The sequence below is a fragment of the Capnocytophaga sp. oral taxon 326 str. F0382 genome (assembly GCF_000318295.1).
GTDB lineage: Bacteria > Bacteroidota > Bacteroidia > Flavobacteriales > Flavobacteriaceae > Capnocytophaga > Capnocytophaga periodontitidis.
In genome coordinates this window covers 93,907-111,012 of record NZ_KB291407.1, presented here as the reverse complement: position 1 = coordinate 111,012, position 17,106 = coordinate 93,907, and the positions used below count along the sequence as shown (strand labels likewise).

The 17,106-nt window shown below is 38.1% G+C and carries 16 protein-coding genes and 1 pseudogene; 9 read left to right on the top strand and 8 right to left on the bottom strand.

Annotated features, from left to right (window positions below; translation table 11 throughout):
- The 4 genes from HMPREF9073_RS07385 to HMPREF9073_RS07370 form a co-directional block, all read right to left on the bottom strand.
- Positions 1-615, bottom strand: a complete 615-nt coding sequence (locus HMPREF9073_RS07385) for a hypothetical protein (RefSeq protein WP_009750840.1) — start codon at positions 613-615, stop codon at positions 1-3.
- A gap of 19 nt (positions 616-634) precedes the next feature.
- On the bottom strand, positions 635-1,102 hold the full coding sequence (locus HMPREF9073_RS07380) for a hypothetical protein (RefSeq protein ID WP_009750839.1): 468 nt from the start codon (positions 1,100-1,102) through the stop codon (positions 635-637).
- Between the two features lie 300 nt (positions 1,103-1,402).
- Entirely contained in the window at positions 1,403-2,140 is a 738-nt protein-coding gene (locus tag HMPREF9073_RS07375; protein ID WP_009750838.1) for a LytTR family DNA-binding domain-containing protein, read from the bottom strand.
- A 5-nt stretch (positions 2,141-2,145) separates the two neighbouring features.
- On the bottom strand, positions 2,146-4,005 hold the full coding sequence (locus HMPREF9073_RS07370) for a sensor histidine kinase (RefSeq protein WP_009750837.1): 1,860 nt from the start codon (positions 4,003-4,005) through the stop codon (positions 2,146-2,148).
- Between the two features lie 269 nt (positions 4,006-4,274).
- Here HMPREF9073_RS07370 and HMPREF9073_RS07365 point away from each other — a divergent pair, with 269 nt between their 5' ends.
- Positions 4,275-5,018, top strand: coding sequence for a murein L,D-transpeptidase catalytic domain family protein (locus HMPREF9073_RS07365; RefSeq protein ID WP_009750836.1), 744 nt, complete (start codon positions 4,275-4,277; stop codon positions 5,016-5,018).
- Between the two features lie 106 nt (positions 5,019-5,124).
- Here the strand turns inward: HMPREF9073_RS07365 and hemA are convergent, their stop codons facing one another.
- Both hemA and HMPREF9073_RS07355 read right to left on the bottom strand, forming a co-directional pair.
- Complete coding sequence (hemA, locus tag HMPREF9073_RS07360; protein ID WP_009750835.1) at positions 5,125-6,375, bottom strand: glutamyl-tRNA reductase; 1,251 nt, start codon at positions 6,373-6,375, stop codon at positions 5,125-5,127.
- A gap of 151 nt (positions 6,376-6,526) precedes the next feature.
- Entirely contained in the window at positions 6,527-7,441 is a 915-nt protein-coding gene (locus HMPREF9073_RS07355) for a dimethylarginine dimethylaminohydrolase family protein (protein WP_009750834.1), read from the bottom strand.
- Between the two features lie 193 nt (positions 7,442-7,634).
- On the opposite strand from HMPREF9073_RS07355, the gene HMPREF9073_RS07350 reads away from it, so the two are divergent.
- From HMPREF9073_RS07350 to HMPREF9073_RS07335, 4 genes are all read left to right on the top strand, one after another.
- Positions 7,635-8,981 (top strand): cytochrome ubiquinol oxidase subunit I, encoded by a 1,347-nt coding sequence (locus tag HMPREF9073_RS07350; protein WP_009750833.1) that lies wholly within the window; start codon positions 7,635-7,637, stop codon positions 8,979-8,981.
- A 12-nt stretch (positions 8,982-8,993) separates the two neighbouring features.
- Positions 8,994-10,028, top strand: a complete 1,035-nt coding sequence (cydB, locus tag HMPREF9073_RS07345; RefSeq protein WP_009750832.1) for a cytochrome d ubiquinol oxidase subunit II — start codon at positions 8,994-8,996, stop codon at positions 10,026-10,028.
- 118 nt (positions 10,029-10,146) lie between these two features.
- Positions 10,147-10,788, top strand: coding sequence for an outer membrane lipoprotein carrier protein LolA (locus HMPREF9073_RS07340; RefSeq protein WP_034555601.1), 642 nt, complete (start codon positions 10,147-10,149; stop codon positions 10,786-10,788).
- A gap of 36 nt (positions 10,789-10,824) precedes the next feature.
- Positions 10,825-12,351, top strand: a complete 1,527-nt coding sequence (locus tag HMPREF9073_RS07335; protein ID WP_009750830.1) for an LptF/LptG family permease — start codon at positions 10,825-10,827, stop codon at positions 12,349-12,351.
- 83 nt (positions 12,352-12,434) lie between these two features.
- On the opposite strand, the gene fmt is transcribed toward HMPREF9073_RS07335, so the two are convergent.
- Entirely contained in the window at positions 12,435-13,361 is a 927-nt protein-coding gene (gene fmt / locus HMPREF9073_RS07330; RefSeq protein WP_009750829.1) for a methionyl-tRNA formyltransferase, read from the bottom strand.
- 453 nt (positions 13,362-13,814) lie between these two features.
- Between fmt and rplU the strand changes: the two are divergent.
- The 4 genes and pseudogenes from rplU to xerD form a co-directional block, all read left to right on the top strand.
- Positions 13,815-14,120 (top strand): annotated as a pseudogene (gene rplU / locus HMPREF9073_RS07325) (50S ribosomal protein L21); the annotation flags it as partial.
- Between the two features lie 34 nt (positions 14,121-14,154).
- On the top strand, positions 14,155-14,415 hold the full coding sequence (rpmA, locus tag HMPREF9073_RS07320; protein ID WP_002679833.1) for a 50S ribosomal protein L27: 261 nt from the start codon (positions 14,155-14,157) through the stop codon (positions 14,413-14,415).
- 130 nt (positions 14,416-14,545) lie between these two features.
- A complete protein-coding gene (locus tag HMPREF9073_RS07315; protein ID WP_009750828.1) occupies positions 14,546-15,628 on the top strand; it encodes a BT_3928 family protein in 1,083 nt (360 codons plus the stop codon).
- Between the two features lie 10 nt (positions 15,629-15,638).
- On the top strand, positions 15,639-16,550 hold the full coding sequence (gene xerD, locus HMPREF9073_RS07310; protein WP_009750827.1) for a site-specific tyrosine recombinase XerD: 912 nt from the start codon (positions 15,639-15,641) through the stop codon (positions 16,548-16,550).
- Positions 16,551-16,610: 60 nt separating this feature from the next.
- Here xerD and HMPREF9073_RS07305 read toward each other — a convergent pair whose 3' ends face one another.
- Positions 16,611-17,003: a PUR family DNA/RNA-binding protein gene (locus HMPREF9073_RS07305; RefSeq protein WP_009750826.1), complete on the bottom strand. Its 393-nt coding sequence runs from the start codon at positions 17,001-17,003 to the stop codon at positions 16,611-16,613.
- Positions 17,004-17,106 lie beyond the last annotated feature (103 nt).

Here is a 17,106-nt window from a genome sequence, read left to right as displayed (position 1 = left end):
TTAGTTTTCAAACACTTCAAACTTACCACCTTCTTCAGTTTTTAGAAGATGAACTCTGTAGTAATAACTCTCTGATTCACCCTTTTTGTTCATATCGATATAGATGGAATTTACTATATGATTGGGAAATTTGCTTCTTCTTTGTTTATCTATGATAATTTCGGAAACAGTAAAGTTATGAAAATCAGCAAAATCTTTGTTTTCTGCTAAAAATTTCTTTGCTTCTTGTATTTCAGTACCAATGCGAGCATAAGGTATATCCGCTGCTTTGAAGATAAACTCATCATCTCTGTCTTTTGGACGAGCTTGAGGTTCACCCACAGCTACTCCCTGAGCATCTACGTGTTGAGAGAAAAATTGTTTGTCACCTGGGTTAAAATAACCAACCGAAATATCCTTAAACACATCGTTCATAGGACCTTCACTACCAAAATGTACTCCAGTAAACTCTTTATCAGCTAAAGGACTTTTCTCTAAAGCTGTTTTCAATGCACCGATAATATCTTTATCGGAAAAAGTTATTTTCTTATCCTCTTTTTTAGAGTTGCTATTACCACCACAAGCAGTAATCAAAAGGGCTATTACTGTCCCTACTACGAATACGATTTTTTTCATACGATATTTATATTTAAAATTAATTGTTTTTCTTCCACAAGGCTGAAATACCTACGTTTTGGTCTTTTTGTTGTGCAGGGTATTTGCTGTTGATAGCGTCGAGGATATCGGTATCAAAATCTTGGTTGCTACCGTATATGGTTCTGATAATCCATTGCCCTATCCAGCCCCCTTCAGAGTAAAGCATTTTGAGCCAGCCTTTCATAGTACTGCGGTCAAAACCGAGGTAAGTATCCTCACGGCTCATATCATCGGTCATTGGAGCATATTTGGTGGTGATGAGCGTACGGTGATAAGCATTTTTGGCTACAAAAATGCGATCTTCAGCATTACCAGTTCCAAAAAATTGAGCGGCTGCACTACCTTTTTTGAGAAATTTTACCTCATACTTGTTACCGAGCTTTTCTTTTAATAGCTCAAATAAGTCTTCTAAAGATACTTTTCCTTCGAGAAAAGTAATGGTGATGTTCTTGTCTAAGAGTCCCATAGATATTACTTTTTTTAATTTTTTGTTATTTGTTTATAAATTTCACGCGGCAAAGTTAAGAATTTACCCCCCCTATTTGTTAAAGCAAAGTTAAATTTTTGTTAAACTTTTATTTTTAAAGATTTATAGATAAGGGTTAGCCTCAAAATCTATAAAGGAAGAGAAATTGAAAAAGGAGATATTTCTTGAGGCAAAAGTATGGGATATATAGTTACAAAAAGAAGAATTTCAATATTCGCGGAAGTTGGGTAAATAAGTGCGGAAGAAGTTTGACAATTTGCTGATTTGAAAATTTGCCAATCAGTTTCTCAACAAAAAATCTTGTACATATTCGCGTTTGCGGTCGGATACGGGGAGCGTATGACCGGTAGTAAGTTCTAAGAGTCCATCTTTGTAGTACTTCTTTATATAGGTGCTATTCACTAAATACGACTGGTGGCAACGCACAAATTGAGTTTCGGGCAACAGCGATTCGTATTCTTTTAGCACTTTACTCACTACAATTTGCTGTTTATCGGCGAGGTAGAAGGTAGTATAGCCTTTATCACTTTGGCAATACACAATATCTTGTACGGGCACTATTTGTATGCAATCAGCTATTTTGAGGGCGAGTTTGGTCACTTCTTTCTTTTCGGTGTAATACTGCATTGCCAATTGCATTTGGTGTTGATTGAACTTGTATTGCTCTTGTTTTTGGTAACAGCGCAATAGGGTATCGTTTAGAGAAGTTTTGTCTATGGGTTTTAACAGATAGGCAAAAGCGCCTAAATTTAGGGCTTCCATAGCAAACTGATTGAAGGCGGTGATAAAGATAATCTGCAAACTATCAGTTTTTATCCGTGAAAAAAGTGTAAAACTATTGCCATCAGCAAGCTGAATATCCGAAAGGATGAGCTCGGGTTGCAAAACAGGAATTTCTTTTTCAGCTTTAGCAATTTCGGAAGCATAGCCTACAATTTGCACAAACGGAAGTGCCTCAACTAAGGAGATGAGGTACTTTAAAATATTAGTTTCGTCTTCTAAAATATAAACTTTCATATCAGTTAAGAGGGTATTACTGGGATTACAATTATTACTCGGTATCCCATTTCGGGAGGGGACAAGGGAGCAGCTTCAAAATAAGCATTGCCTTTTTGTTGGGTGTTAAACAAAAGGTCTAAACGCTCTTGAGTAATCAGTTTAGAAAGCGATTTTTTATGAGGGTTAAATACCCCTTTGCCATTGCCATTATCAATAAGGATAAGATGCAGTTTGTTATCTTTTTCTTCTATAGTGAGTGTGAGTATTCCTTGGTAGTTGATATTTTTAAAGCCGTGTTCAATAGCATTTTCTACAAAAGGCTGAATGAGCATAGGCGGGAGCAAGTAGGCTTCGGTATCCAAATCGGTTTTCACGTGAAAAGTAAAACGGTTCTCATATCGCATTTGCTGAAGTTTTACATAAATTTCAATGGCTTCTATTTCCTCTTGTAAGGTGATAGTCTCTTCGCGGTTTAATTCCAATTGTTTTCTAATAAATTGAGAGAAAGCTACGAGGTAACTATTGGCGCGCTCAGTTTGCTGGTCGCCAATAAGTCCTTGCAGGTTAGCGATTGCATTGTATATAAAATGCGGATTTAGTTGTAGTTGTCGGGTTTGTTGTTCCAAGAGCAATTGTTTGTTTTCAGCTTGGAGTTGTTTGTTTTTAGCTTTCAACAGCCTACGGTTGTAAAAGAGATAGAACAACACTAAAATTATCCCCAGAAAGAATACAATAGCTATAATGAGGAACTTCTGTTGAGAAATTCTCTTTTCACTCAGCTCATTATCCATTTTCAGTGCTTTGATTTGCAGGTCTTTTTTCTCGGTTTGGAACTGAGTGAGCAATTCGTTGTTTTTATCGGCTTGTATGGATTTTTCGCGAGCTGCAAATAGGGTGAGTACAGTATCGAGTGCGTAGTAAGCATTGCGGTAATCACCTTTCTTTTTATAAGCCTCGTTGAGAGCGCGATAGTAATTGAAACTGTTTGCGGGGTCAGCACCGATAGCGCGATTCATTGCAATTGCCTCGCGCGAGTAGTAGATAGCCGAATCGTACTGTTTGTTTTGCAGAAAGGTACGCGACATATTGAGAAGCAACTGAGGAGAAAGGTTATGGCGTTTTTTTGCCACTTGAAAACTCTGTTGCATTATCGCCAGCGACTGTGCGTTTTTGCCTGTGAGTTTGTAGTATTCGGCTTCAAACTGACGCAAGCGATTGAGGGCTTCGGGCTCGTTCATTTTTTTAGCTAAAGGAGCTGCTAATGCGTAGTATTTTTCAAAATCATTGATGTTTTTCTCGCTGAGGGCAATCATACAACAGATATCGTAATACCGTTGTCGCACGCGGGGGTGCTGCTTGTAAGGGTGGTGGTCTATATACTGTTGTACGTATTTTTTGCTTTCGGTATAGTTGCCAAAACTCAGTGCATTTAGGTAAGCATACTTAGCCAACTCGTCGTATAATCTGTATACATTCCTGCAATGATGTTGTTCTGCTATTTGAGTTTGTTGCAAGAGTGCTTTTACTGTTTGGTGAGGCGCTAACGATTTGTACTCGTTTTTTGCCTGCAAGCTTTCCACAAAGTGCAAAACTGCCAATTCATATTGATTATCTTTCAGTTGTACTGCATTTAAAGCATAAGCAATACTATCTTTTTTCTTTTCGGCTTTTAGTAAGCGCTCTTTGGTAAGCCAATAAGCAGGAGAGTTACCCCGCTGCTGAGATGAAAATGTTTCAGCTATAAATTGTTTGATTGTAGTGGGTTGTTGGTTTTCTTTCACCGTATCAAGCGACATTATAAAGCGCACTATTTCGGCATCTGCTTTTTGGGCTAAAGCAGTGCTAAAACAAAAGGAGAAAAGAGCGATAAGCAGTATGCGCATAAAGTTGTTATTTTCAATCAGAAAGCAAAAGTAGTAATAATTTGCCAATTTACCAATTTGCTAATTAGCTAATTAGATTGGTATAATTCTTGCACCGTAGAGACAACTTCCTCTTATAAATGCTTGTAAAACCTACCACAAACCAGCTTACAACGTTAAATAATTGTTAAATTTGTGTGTAAATATACACAATATGAGAAAAATGTACTACTTTTGCGCCCAGCAATGATTTCTTAGTATTATTTAAAAAAAACACCCTTAACAACACTATGAACAAAAAGTACTTTTTTTTATTTCTTATCTTTGTTTTGAGTACATTTTTGTACTTTGCTAAAGCACAAACATACCTAAGTAAAGAACGCCAATTAGCTTTAAAGAAAGCAGAACTAAACATCAAAGATTTATACAGCGAGCTCAACGCTGCCCAATATGATCTCAGTTTTGAGGCTTTTCGCTATGCTTATATAGGCTATCAATCACTTAAAAAACAACACCGCTTAAACGATAAAGAACTCTTCTCAATTATTGATTTCACTAAAGATTGTAATTCTAAACGATTTTATACTATTGATTTAGAAAAAATGAAAATCGTTTACTACACTTATGTAGCGCACGGTAAGAAAAGCGGCGAACGCTTAGCTACTTCTTTCTCGGATGTAGAGGAATCTAACAAAAGTAGCATTGGTTTTTACATCACTGGAGAAACTTATGAAGGTAGCAACGGTTATAGCCTAATGCTCCACGGTGATGAAAAAGGTTACAACAGCAATTTAGCAAAACGCGCTGTAGTAATTCACACTGCCGATTATGCTAACGAAAGCTATATCGCTCGCAACGGACGTATGGGTAGAAGTTTGGGTTGCCCTGTGTTGCCTCCTAACATCTACAAGCAAGTAATTAACACCATTAAAGATAAAACAATGATTTTTGCTTACTACAACGACGCTAAATACTTAAAAACTTCTAAATACTTAAATGTTTTAAAACTTATAGAAGACGACTCAGTGTTCTAAAAATTTAAAGATGAATTTTGAAAAAACATTTGAACCTAAAAAGAGAGGCTACCTAAATATAGGTAGCCTCTCTTGTTTATAATTCGCTATTATGTATATTTTCAATTTAAGCACTCACTTCTAATTGGAAGACTTCTTGTAACCAAGTGATACTTTCGTCGATAGACGATGTGTCCTTTAGGTGATTTACAAACTGAGTGGTAATTTTTTGAATAATGCGATTGCTAATGAGTTCAGCTTGTTCCTCGTTGAAATCGCTAATCTTCTTGCGATGAAAGTCCATTTCAGCATTTTTAAGACTTTCGAGTTTGGTTTTCAACGCTTTGATAGTAGGTGCAAATTTGCGATTGTCTACCCATTGAAAAAACTCTCCTTTTACCTCTTCTATAATTGCCAAAGCTTGTGGAATAGCTTCTTTACGGCGTTCTAAGGCTTCATCTTTGCGTTTAGAAAGTTCATCCATATGCAAAAGGGTTACATTAGGAAGTTGCGCAACCTCTTCCGCTACATTTTTAGGAATAGAAAGGTCTAATATGAGAATAGGTTTATTGGGGTTGATAAATTTTTTGTGTACAGTAGGGGTAGCTGCTCCTGTAGCAACTACAAGTACATCGGCTTTGCTAATTTCGGTTTGCAAATCGGCAAAATCTCTCACTACTACATTAAATTTTCCTGCTACCTGTTCAGCTTTTTCACGTGTGCGGTTGATAAGGGTAATATGCTTGTTTTGAGTATGTTTAATAAGATTTTCGCAAGTGTTTCGCCCTATCTTACCTACTCCAAAGAGGAGAATATTTTTTTGTGATACTTCAGGCACATTTTGCATAATGTACTGTACCGCTGTGAACGACACTGAAGCTGCCCCCGAAGATAACGCTGTTTCATTTTTAATGCGTTTGCTGGCATTGATCACACAGTTCATCAACCGCTCTAAGAAAGCATTTGCCAATCCTTTGTCTCGTGAGAGCGCAAAGGCTTGTTTCATCTGCCCTATAATTTCAAAATCACCTAATATTTGGCTATCTAAACCTGTACCCACTCTAAAAAGGTGTTCTATTGCTTCTTTGTTTTTGTTTACATAGCCTACTTTTTGGAAATCGTCTACCGAGCCTTTGGCATATTCACATAATAATTGAATGAGTTGAAAGGGGTGTTCGGCATAGCCATAGAGTTCTGTGCGGTTACAAGTAGAAATAAGTAAAAACTCCTCAAAGCCTTCTTCTTTAGCTTGAGTGAGTAATTGGTCTTTATTTTCAGGGGTAAGACTAAACATCCCACGTATAGTTGCATCTGCTTTTTGATAACTAAGTCCAATGCAGTAGAAAGATTTGTTCTTAGATATAGAATGTTGTGTCATAGCTTGTTAGTGATTGATACTACTGATAGCTGTGTTTTGCAGGGGCAAAAATAAGAAGTTCGCTGTAAATAACACAAGATACAGCGAACTTTTATCATTAAAATACCTAAATATATAAGCAGTCTAAATAATTAGCTAATTTGCCAATTTGCTAATTTCGGTAAAGAGGTAGTGTAGAGCATCGCAACAATCCTTCTTGTTTGGCTATTTCGGCATAAGGGATTTCTTCAACAGTGAAGCCTTGTGAGCGCAACCATTGGTTTAGGCGGGTGAAATTCTTTTCGGAAACTACCACTTCTGGACTGATAGAGAATATATTACTGCACATATTGTACATTTCTTCGCGCTCTATATGGAAGAGGTTTTCCTTGCCAAAGAGGTCTACTAAATACTGATAATCAGCCTCACTTCGGAAGCCTCCTTTGTAAATAATCCCTTTGTTTTTACCTACGGGTTGGAAGCAGCAATCAAGGTGAAGAGCATTATCGCGTGCTTCAGTTTTTGATTTCAGCAAATCGAACTCTTTTACTATTTTATGAGGGAAGAGCTGTTGGATAAAGGCTACACCAGCCATATTGGTACGAGCAGTTACTTGTTCTTTATAATCAGCGCCTTTATAAGTACCAATGAAAATATGGTCATTCCAAGGCATTACATCGCCCCCTTCAATATGTACATCGGCGGGAGGTGTAATCACTTTTTCAGGAGGCATTTGAGCGACAATATACTCAATTGCTTGAAATTCATCTTGCCTATCAGGCAAAATATTCGCTTTGATAAAAGTATCTTCAATCACAAAACCAATATCTCGGGTAAATATTTGGTTGCAATCGGTGATAATTTTGGGGCGATATACTTTTACATTGTATTTTTCAAGTACTGCACTGAAAGCGTCCATTTCAGCTACCATATCCTTTTCTATAGGGTAAGTACCTGCTTTGATGTGCTCTGCCGACTTAGGGTCGTAGGCTTCTTCAAGTTTAGGAGTAGGTCCATTGCTGGTAGCCGTACCTAAAATTACGGCTTCTAACCTATTGGTTTCGTTGGTGATGTGTAATTTTATCATACTGATATTGTCTTGTTTTGGGCAAAGATACAAATAATTTATCAATTTGCAAATTTCGTAATTTACTAATTTGCAAATCCACTAATTTAATTAGACACAATATAAATTAAAGTTATTTTTTTTACTTTTCTTTGGGAATTTCAATCACTTAGCGTATTTTTGTCGCATATTTTACTAATTAAATTACTCACGCATGGAAACAGAAATTTTAGCACGGGTGCAGTTTGCACTCACAATTGCGTTCCATTACATCTATCCGCCTTTAAGTATAGGGCTTGGACTGCTAATGGTTGTCTTTAAAGGCATCTACTTGCGCACTGGTAAAAAAGAATACGACACGCTCGCCCGCTTCTGGACGCGCATCTTCTCACTTACCTTTGGCTTAGGAGTCGCTACAGGGATTGTGATGGAATTTGAATTTGGCACTAACTGGGCTACCTATTCGCGCTATGTAGGTGATATTTTTGGTAGTGCCTTGGCTGCTGAAGGTGTTTTTGCCTTCGCCCTTGAAAGTACTTGTCTTGGTATTGTACTTTTCGGCTGGAACAAAGTGAAACCTAAATGGCATTTCTTGGCTACCCTTGGGGTGTTCTTAGGCTCTATGTGTTCTGCTATTTGGATTGTGATTGCCAACAGCTGGCAACAAACCCCCGCAGGTTATGTAATTGCAGGTGAAGGTTTGCAAGCTAAAGCTGTCATTACCGATTTTTGGGCGATGGTGTTCAACCCCTCAAGCGTAGACCGTATATGGCACGTGTGGCAAGGAGCTTTCTTGGCTGGTATCTTCTTGGTATTGAGCGTTCACGCTTGGTATTTACTCAAAGGTCGCCACGTTGAAATCTCTAAAAAAGCCTTTAAAGTGACCCTTATCATTGCTACTGTTGTGTGCTTGTTGCAATTGGTTTCAGGACACAGCTCAGCTGATGGTGTAGCTAAAAACCAGCCCGAGAAATTAGCCGCTATGGAAGGACATTTCCAAACAGGTCCTGCCGATCTCTATCTCTTTGGTTGGGTGGATAAACAAAACGAGGTAACTCACGGAGTGAAAATCCCTAACGGACTTTCATATATGATTCATTACGACACAGCAGCTCCTGTAACAGGTCTTGACCAATATCCAGTAGAAGACCGCCCTGGGCAGGTGAACGCTGTATTCCAATTCTATCATATAATGGTAGCTATTGGTATGTTCCTCATCGCACTCACCCTCTATGCTTCTTTCCTATTGTGGAGAGGCAAATTGTATGACAAACGCTGGCTTTTACACATTTTTGTATGGAGCGTACTCTTGCCACAAATAGGCAATCAAGTAGGTTGGTTTGCAGCCGAAATGGGTCGCCAGCCTTGGATAGTGTACAAACTCTTGCGCACCAGCGATGCGTTATCTAAATCGGTATCGGCGAACCAAATACTCTTCGCAATTATCTTATTTACCGTTATTTATATCATCCTCTTCGCTCTATTCATCTATTTGATGAACAAGAAAATTGTTCACGGTATTGATGAACACGAAACTCAAGAACAATTACAAACAGCATAACATTATACAGATATGGAAACATTTTTAGGAATCGACTACCCTACGTGGTGGTTCATCATTATAGGATTTTTGATTACAGGCTATGCTATTTTAGACGGCTTTGACTTCGGAGCAGGGGCGTGGCATTTGTTCTTCGACAAGAATAAAGAACGCCGCGTAGCTCTGAATGCCATAGGCCCTGTATGGGACGGTAATGAGGCGTGGTTAGTAATTGGAGGAGCTGGTATTTTCGCTGGTTTCCCACTAATGTATGCCGAATTGTTTTCGGCTATGAATACGCCTTTTATGCTATTCCTCACTTTTATTATCTTTAGAGCAGTAGCCATTGAGGTACGCGGCAAAGAGGACAGCGACCGTTGGCGCAACACTTGGGATACTGTGTATAGCGTGTGTAGCATTGTATTACCCGTACTCTTAGGCGTGGTGATTGCCAACGTATTACAAGGATTACCGTTAAACGAGAACTTTCAGTACACCGGAGGAGCGCTCTTTACTTTCCTTACTCCTTATGCACTGCTTGTAGGCGTAATGACTTTGTTGCTTTTTATGGTACACGGAGGTTTGTATTTACTCATCAAAACTCACGGTGATATGCACCACCGCATCGAGAAACGCATCAATTATGCTTATCTCGCTTTTGTGGTAGTGTTCACAGCTGTAGCGATTTACAGTATGCTCACACCGCATTTGGCTGAGAACATCGCCAATAGTACCGCGCTAAAAGTATTCCCTACCCTATTGCTCCTCAGCATCTTGAGCATAGCATTCTTTATGAAGAAAAAGGACTATAAAAAGGCTTTTGTAGGCACAATACTCACTATTGCTTTCTTTATGGTAGTAGCCGCACTCAACTTGCACCCTACTTTCTTGAGAACTACTTTAGAAACAGGCAATAGCATCACGGTTTACAACGCTGCTGCTTCTCAAAAATCATTAGAGATTATGCTCACTATCACAGCGATAGGTGCACCTCTATTGCTTATCTACACTTATTTTGCTTACAAAGTATTCTGGGGCAAAGTAGAGATTGACGAAAATAGTTATTAATTAACAATTGATAAAACAATCAACAAAAGCCAAATAGCAAAAAGGCTATTTGGCTTTTACTTTGATTGGCACGAAAATTGCTTGTAATCTTGAACTAAAATCATTAAAAACACTGAAAATGAAAAGAATACTATTGGTTATTATCGCTCTGTGCAGCGTAACCATACAAGCCCAACAGGTTGATAAAGCTAAAAAACTATTAGATGAAGTATATGCTAAAATGGTGGCTTACAACAATATCTATATAGATTTTAAATACAACCTCGATAATATTGCTGAAAATATCAATCAGGAAACTAAAGGTAATGTAACTATTGCCAAAGATAAGTATGTATTAAACTATTTAGGAGCTACTAAAATGTACGACGGCAGTAAAACTTATACTATTGTTCCTGAAAACGAAGAAATTACCATAGAAAAAAAAGCTTCCGACGACAGTACCATTACTCCCTCTAAAATGCTTACCTTCTACAAAAAAGGCTATAAGTACAAATGGGATATACAACAAAATGTACGTGGTCGCAAAATTCAATACGTAGAATTGAAACCTCAAAAAGCTAATAGCGAGGTAAAACAAATCCTATTAGGTATTGATATTCAAACCAAACACATATACAATCTTATTGAAATAGGCAAAAACGGTACAAGAACAACTATTACAGTGAATACTTTCAAAACCAATCAGCCGTTATCAGCTAATATTTTCAAGTTTGACCGCGAAAAATATAAAAAAGACGGTTACACTATCACCGAAATGTAGTTAGTCGTTAGTTCGTTAGTCGTCAGCTTTAGTTGTATGAAAATCATAGATCGCTATATCATTGCTCAGTTCCTCAAAAATTTCCTCGGGGCACTCTCTATCCTCATTCTCATCTTTGTATTTCACACTATTTTTACATACATCGATGAGCTGGCAGGACGTGGATTGGAACTTTGGATTATCTTTAAATTCCTCTTCTATTTCATCCCACAACTCATCCCTATCATTATGCCGCTGGCAGTAGTAATTGCTTCAATTATGACCTTTGGTTCTTTTGCCGAAAGTTATGAGTTCGCTGCGATGAAAGCCTCAGGTATTTCACTGATGCGTGTAATGCGACCACTGATTATCTTAATGGCATTGTTGAGTATAGGCACTTTCTTCTTAGCTAACAATGTGATTCCGGTAGCCTATCGCGAGGTGTATACCCTCAGGTCGAACATCGCCAAAGTAAAACCTGCAATGGCTATAGCCGAAGGAGTATTCTCTAATATAGGAGAAGATATTAGTATTAAAGTAGGTAAAAAAAGTGGTGATAACGACCAATTTTTAGAGAGTGTGCTCATTCACAAAAAAACACCCGATAGAGTGAACCGCACGGTTATCAATGCTAAACGCGGTGAATTGAAAAGTGCTAAATCTAATCCTAACTTTCTACAACTCATCTTAGAAGACGGTACTTATTACGAAGATATCAAAACCAATACCTACGAAACACAACAAAAAATGCCTTTTGCCAAAGTGCATTTCAAAAAATACGTAATCAATCTCGACCTTTCTCACCTAAACAATGTAGATTTTAACGAAAAAACCGATGCTACTACCTATAAAATGATGAATGTAGGTCAGTTGAATTACGCAATCGACTCGCTTCAATCTGATTTCAAACAAAACATCACCGATTACGGAAATAATATGTTTCGCCGTACGGGCTTTAGCACTGCCCCTCCTCCCCCACCGATACCTACTGATAGTTTGCCACAAAAGAAAAAAGCAGCAGCACCTATAGAGGTAAAATCGGTGGCGCAATTGCTAAAAATGCTCAACAACGGTGAGCAACAACGAGTGCTTGAGATGGCAATGAACAACAACCAAGCACAGTTAGACAATGTTGAGTTTCGCCAGAGCGACCTTGAGTATCGCTACAAACTGATGAACTTGCACATAATGAACCTCAGTGATAAGTTTGCACTCACTATAGCTTGCTTTGTACTCTTTTTTGTAGCAGCACCTTTAGGCGCTTTTATCCGTAAAGGCGGTATAGGTTTACCCTTAGTTTTTGCGATGATTTTGTTCTTATCCTATTATTTTATAGGAATGTTTATGAAGAATATAGCCGAGAACAACACTATCAATCCTGCTTTAGCCCCGTGGATTCCCGCTTTGATATTAATGCCTTTGGGCGTATATCTCACCGCAAGAGTCGCTACCGACAAAGAAGTATTCCACTTTCCTCTCACTCACAAGCTGATTGTATGGACGAAGGATAAAATTAAAAAAGTGAAAGGTAATAAGGAGAAAGTAATTAAATCTCCCCAACCTACTAAACTGAATAATGAATAAAACGATTGTAAAAGAATAACAAAAAAAGACTTTGTAGCATCAAAAATTCTACAAAGTCTTTTTTATAACCTACTTTTCACTTTTCACTCTTCACTAAAAGAAAATCCATTGAGCAAATCGGCGGTTTTCATACGCTTTTTGGCGGGAAGCTGCAATTCTAAAAGCTGGATAAAACCATCTTTCACCGCTACGCGCAGTTGTTTCTTCTCTGCTAAAAGTTTCCCGATGGGTTCATTATGAGTTGCAGGCTCAAACACAGCGTCATACACCTTGGTAGCAAGCATTTCTCCCTTGTGAGGAAACTCCGCCCAAGCAGTAGGATACGGACTCATCCCTCTAATAAGGCGCTCGATAGTCATCCCGTCCTCTTCCCAATTGATTTTACAGGTCTCTTTATATATTTTAGGTGCTTCGGCAAAAGTAATCTCCTTGTTTTGCGGCTGAGTGGTACAAGTACCTGCAGCGATACTATCTACTGTTTTGAGTACCAAATCAGCTCCTTGTAACATTAGTTTATCGTGTAGTGTACCCGCCGTTTCGTGAGCATCGATAGGGGTAACAGCTTGAGCGATAATTGCACCTGTATCAATCTTTTCATCTATAAAAAAAGTAGTTACCCCCGTTTGTTTTTCACCATTGATAATCGCCCAGTTGATAGGAGCAGCCCCGCGATAATTAGGCAAGAGCGAAGCGTGGAGGTTAAAAGTGCCGTATTTAGGCAATTGCCACACCACTTCAGGCAACATACGGAAAGCTACGACTATTTGTAAATCAGGTTGAAGGGCTTTAAGTTCAGCGAGGAAATTCTCATCTTTGAGTTTCAAAGGTTGAAGTACAGGTATGCCTTTGCTTTCGGCATAAACTTTCACGGGCGACTGATGCAATTTTTGTCCGCGACCAGAAGGTTTATCAGCAACAGTTACCACGCCTACTACGTTATAATTATTTTCTACTAAGGCTTTTAGGGACGCTAAAGCAAAATCGGGCGTTCCCATAAATACAATTCTCATTTTCTTCAATTAACAATTAACAATTGACAATTAACAAAGTCTTACCTTTTATCTCTCAGCTCTCAAATACTCATTTTCTTGTTTAAGCTGTGCAATGAGTTCATCTTTGGCTTTGATAAGTTGCTCGGTAATTTCGCGCAAAAGTATAAAATTTGATGCTAATAGTAAAGTTTTTTTGAAGTAAAAGTTTTAATAGTTGTATCTAATTATGTAAAGCAATAAGTATTCACAAAGGCGCAATACCTCAAAAATATTGCGCTTTTTTGGTAGCGAGTAAAAACAACGAGCTCACAATAATATGTTTCTCAGACCAGTCGGACTAGTCGGACTGGTCTGAGTAGCCAAACAAAACTAACCCCTATTTCCTTAAAAAATCCTCAAAAAATTTTGCCACGTAAAAAATAATTTGTACTTTTGCCGCCGATTTAAACAATAATTAAAAACGTTAAAGCTATGTATGCAATTGTAGAGATAGCAGGGCAACAATTTAAAGTAAGCAAAGACCAAAAAGTTTACGTGCACCGTTTGCCTAATGCAGAAGATGAAAAAGTAACTTTTTCTAACGTACTTCTCATTGATAACAACGGAGCTGTAACTGTAGGCGCCCCAGCTATAAACGGAGCTTCAGTAGAAGCTAAAGTTTTAAAACATTTGAAAGGAGACAAAGTGCTCATTTTCAAAAAGAAAAGACGTAAAGGTTACAAAGTGAAGAACGGACACCGTCAGTATCTCACCCAAATTGTAATCGAGAACATTGTTGTAAAATAATTGTTAAACTTAAAAATTAAAGAAAATGGCTCACAAGAAAGGTGTCGGTAGTTCAAAGAACGGTAGAGAATCACACTCTAAACGCTTAGGCGTTAAAATTTTCGGTGGTCAAGTTGCCATCGCTGGAAACATTATCGTTAGACAACGTGGAACTCAACACAATGCTGGCGAGAACGTGTATATTGGTAAAGACCATACTTTGCACGCTAAAATAGATGGTATCGTAAAATTCGAGAAAAAGAAAAACGATAAATCTTATGTTTCTGTTATTCCATTAGAAGCATAATTGTAAAATTTAAATTTAACTAAAAAGAGAGTTATTCATTTTATGAGTAACTCTTCTTTTTTTGTCTAAAAGATAAGAAGTTTGGCAAAGTTTTTGAGGCAAAACGAGTCAAAAAAACAATTATAGCAATATGAAATATCTTGTGCAACTTTGCCGTATATTAGTAAGTGTTACTTTCATCATCAGTGGGATGATAAAACTTAACGACCCTATGGGATTTTCGTTTAAATTAGAAGATTATTTCGCTCCTGGTGTACTCAATTTGCCTTTCCTCGTGCCTTATGCTTTAGCATTTGCTATCTTTGTGTGCATTTTTGAGGTAGTATTAGGTGTAACTCTATTAGTAGGCTACAAAAAGAAACTCACACTGTGGCTTTTGCTCGCTATGTTAGTATTCTTCGGCTTCCTTACCTTCTATTCGGCGTATTTTAACAAGGTAACCGATTGCGGTTGTTTTGGCGATGCTATTAAATTCACTCCTTGGCAATCGTTTACTAAAGATTTAGTGCTTTTAGCACTCACTTTGGTTGTTTTCTTCGGTCAGAAATATATTCATCCGCTTACAAAAGGCAAACTGCCTTTGGTAGTAACTTGTCTCTCAGTGCTTTTCTGCATTATCTTCGTTTATTACGTTTACAACCACTTGCCAGTGAAGGACTTCCGCGTGTACAAAATAGGTACTAACATCCCTAAAGGTATGGAATTACCTCCTAATGCAGTTACTTACTATTGGACTTTTAAAATAGACGGGCAAAACAAAGTGATTGAAACTAAAGACCCTTCTTTCCCTAAAATAGCGGGTGAGTACGTGAGTCTTACTTCTAAAACCGAAATGCCTCCTATCCACGATTTCTACATTCAGGATAAGGATAGAACCACCGATTATTTGGAGGAATTCATCAACAAAGACAAACTTTTGATGGTGATTTCCTACCGTCTTGACCGCGCTAACCAAGAGGCTTTTAAAGCTATTAAAACCGTTACCGATAAAGCAATGAAAAACGGCTATACGGTAATAGGTCTTACTTCACAAATGGAAAAAGCGCCTTATATCGTAAAGAAATACGAACTCAACTTCAACTTCTACTACAACGATGCCACCACGCTAAAAACGATGATTCGCTCTAACCCAGGGCTTATTACCCTCTCCAAAGGAACCATCATCGATAAAAAACACTACAACGACAGTGAAAAATTATCAATTGATAATTAACAATTAACAGGTGTGGCGTGAAACAAATATAGCTTTTCAGCATTATCTGCGACTGCAACGAGGCTTGTCGCAGAATACAGCTGTGTCGTACGGTTTGGATATCGAAAAACTCATCTGCTATTTAGAAAAATACAACATCACCGAAACTCCCAACAACATCGAGGAAGACACTTTGCGGCAATTTGTATACGAAGTAGCTAAAGACTTGAATGCACGTTCGCAAGCGCGACTCATTTCGGCATTGAAGAGTTTTTTCAAATTTATGATGTACGAAAAAGGGCGTGAAGACTTCCCGATGAGCCTCATTGAAAGCCCCAAAATAGGCGTAAAACTCCCCGATACACTTTCACTACAAGAGATAGATGCGATGCTTGCTTCTATAGATTTAAGTACCGATGAAGGTAATCGCAACAAGGCGATGATAGAGATGCTCTACGCTTGCGGGTTGCGCGTATCGGAGCTTATTTCGCTCAGATTGTCCGATTTGTTTTTCGATGAAGATTTTATCAGAGTGATGGGGAAAGGCAGCAAACAGCGGTTAGTACCTATTGAGGCTTACACCCAAAAGCAAGTGAAGCAATATATAGACAACCAGCGCCGACAGCTAAAAATAGCCAAAGGACACGAGGATTTTGTATTCTTAAACAGAAGGGGAAAACAGCTCACACGAGCGATGATTTTCACGATTGTAAGACAAGTAGCGGAAAATATAGGGCTACAGAAGACGATTAGTCCGCATACATTTAGGCATTCGTTTGCCACACACCTATTGGAGAATGGTGCCAACTTGCGAGCTATACAAATGATGTTAGGGCACGAGAATATTACTACTACTGAAATTTACGTACACGTAGAGAAGAGTTTTTTGCGAGAAGCACTGATAAAGTACCACCCACGCCAGAAGATGAGCTTTACCCAATAGCCCATTACGTCATCACTCTATATACAATGAGTGAAGCTCCACCTTATTAGCGTTTTTTAGTTAGAGGTCTTCAAAATCAAGGCTGCGATAAGTGCCATTAGTAACACCGTTACCATTAACTCTTACGTTTTCCAATCGTTCAGCATATAGCTCTTTCTTAAAATCCTTTTGATGGCGTTCAGAAATTACTTCTTCACCTCTTTCATCAAAAACATAGGCTGTCATTTCGTTTAAAATGTCTTTAAACAATTCAAAATCTTCTTTATAGAGATAGATTTTGTGTTTTTTGTAGTGTACAGACCCATCGTCGTGCGTAAATTTCTTACTTTCGGTAATGGTCAAGTAATAATCATTAGCGCGTGTAGCCCTCACATCAAAGAAGTAAGTGCGCCTACCCGCCCTTAGGACTTTAGAGAAGATCTCCTCATTGTCCAAAAATTCTTTTTCTTCCATTGTACATACTGTTTTAATTATTCGCGTACAAAAGTCTATAAATAGAGAATACTATGCAAGTTTTTTAGCTATTATTTTATTGTTTCAGCTATATTTTATTATA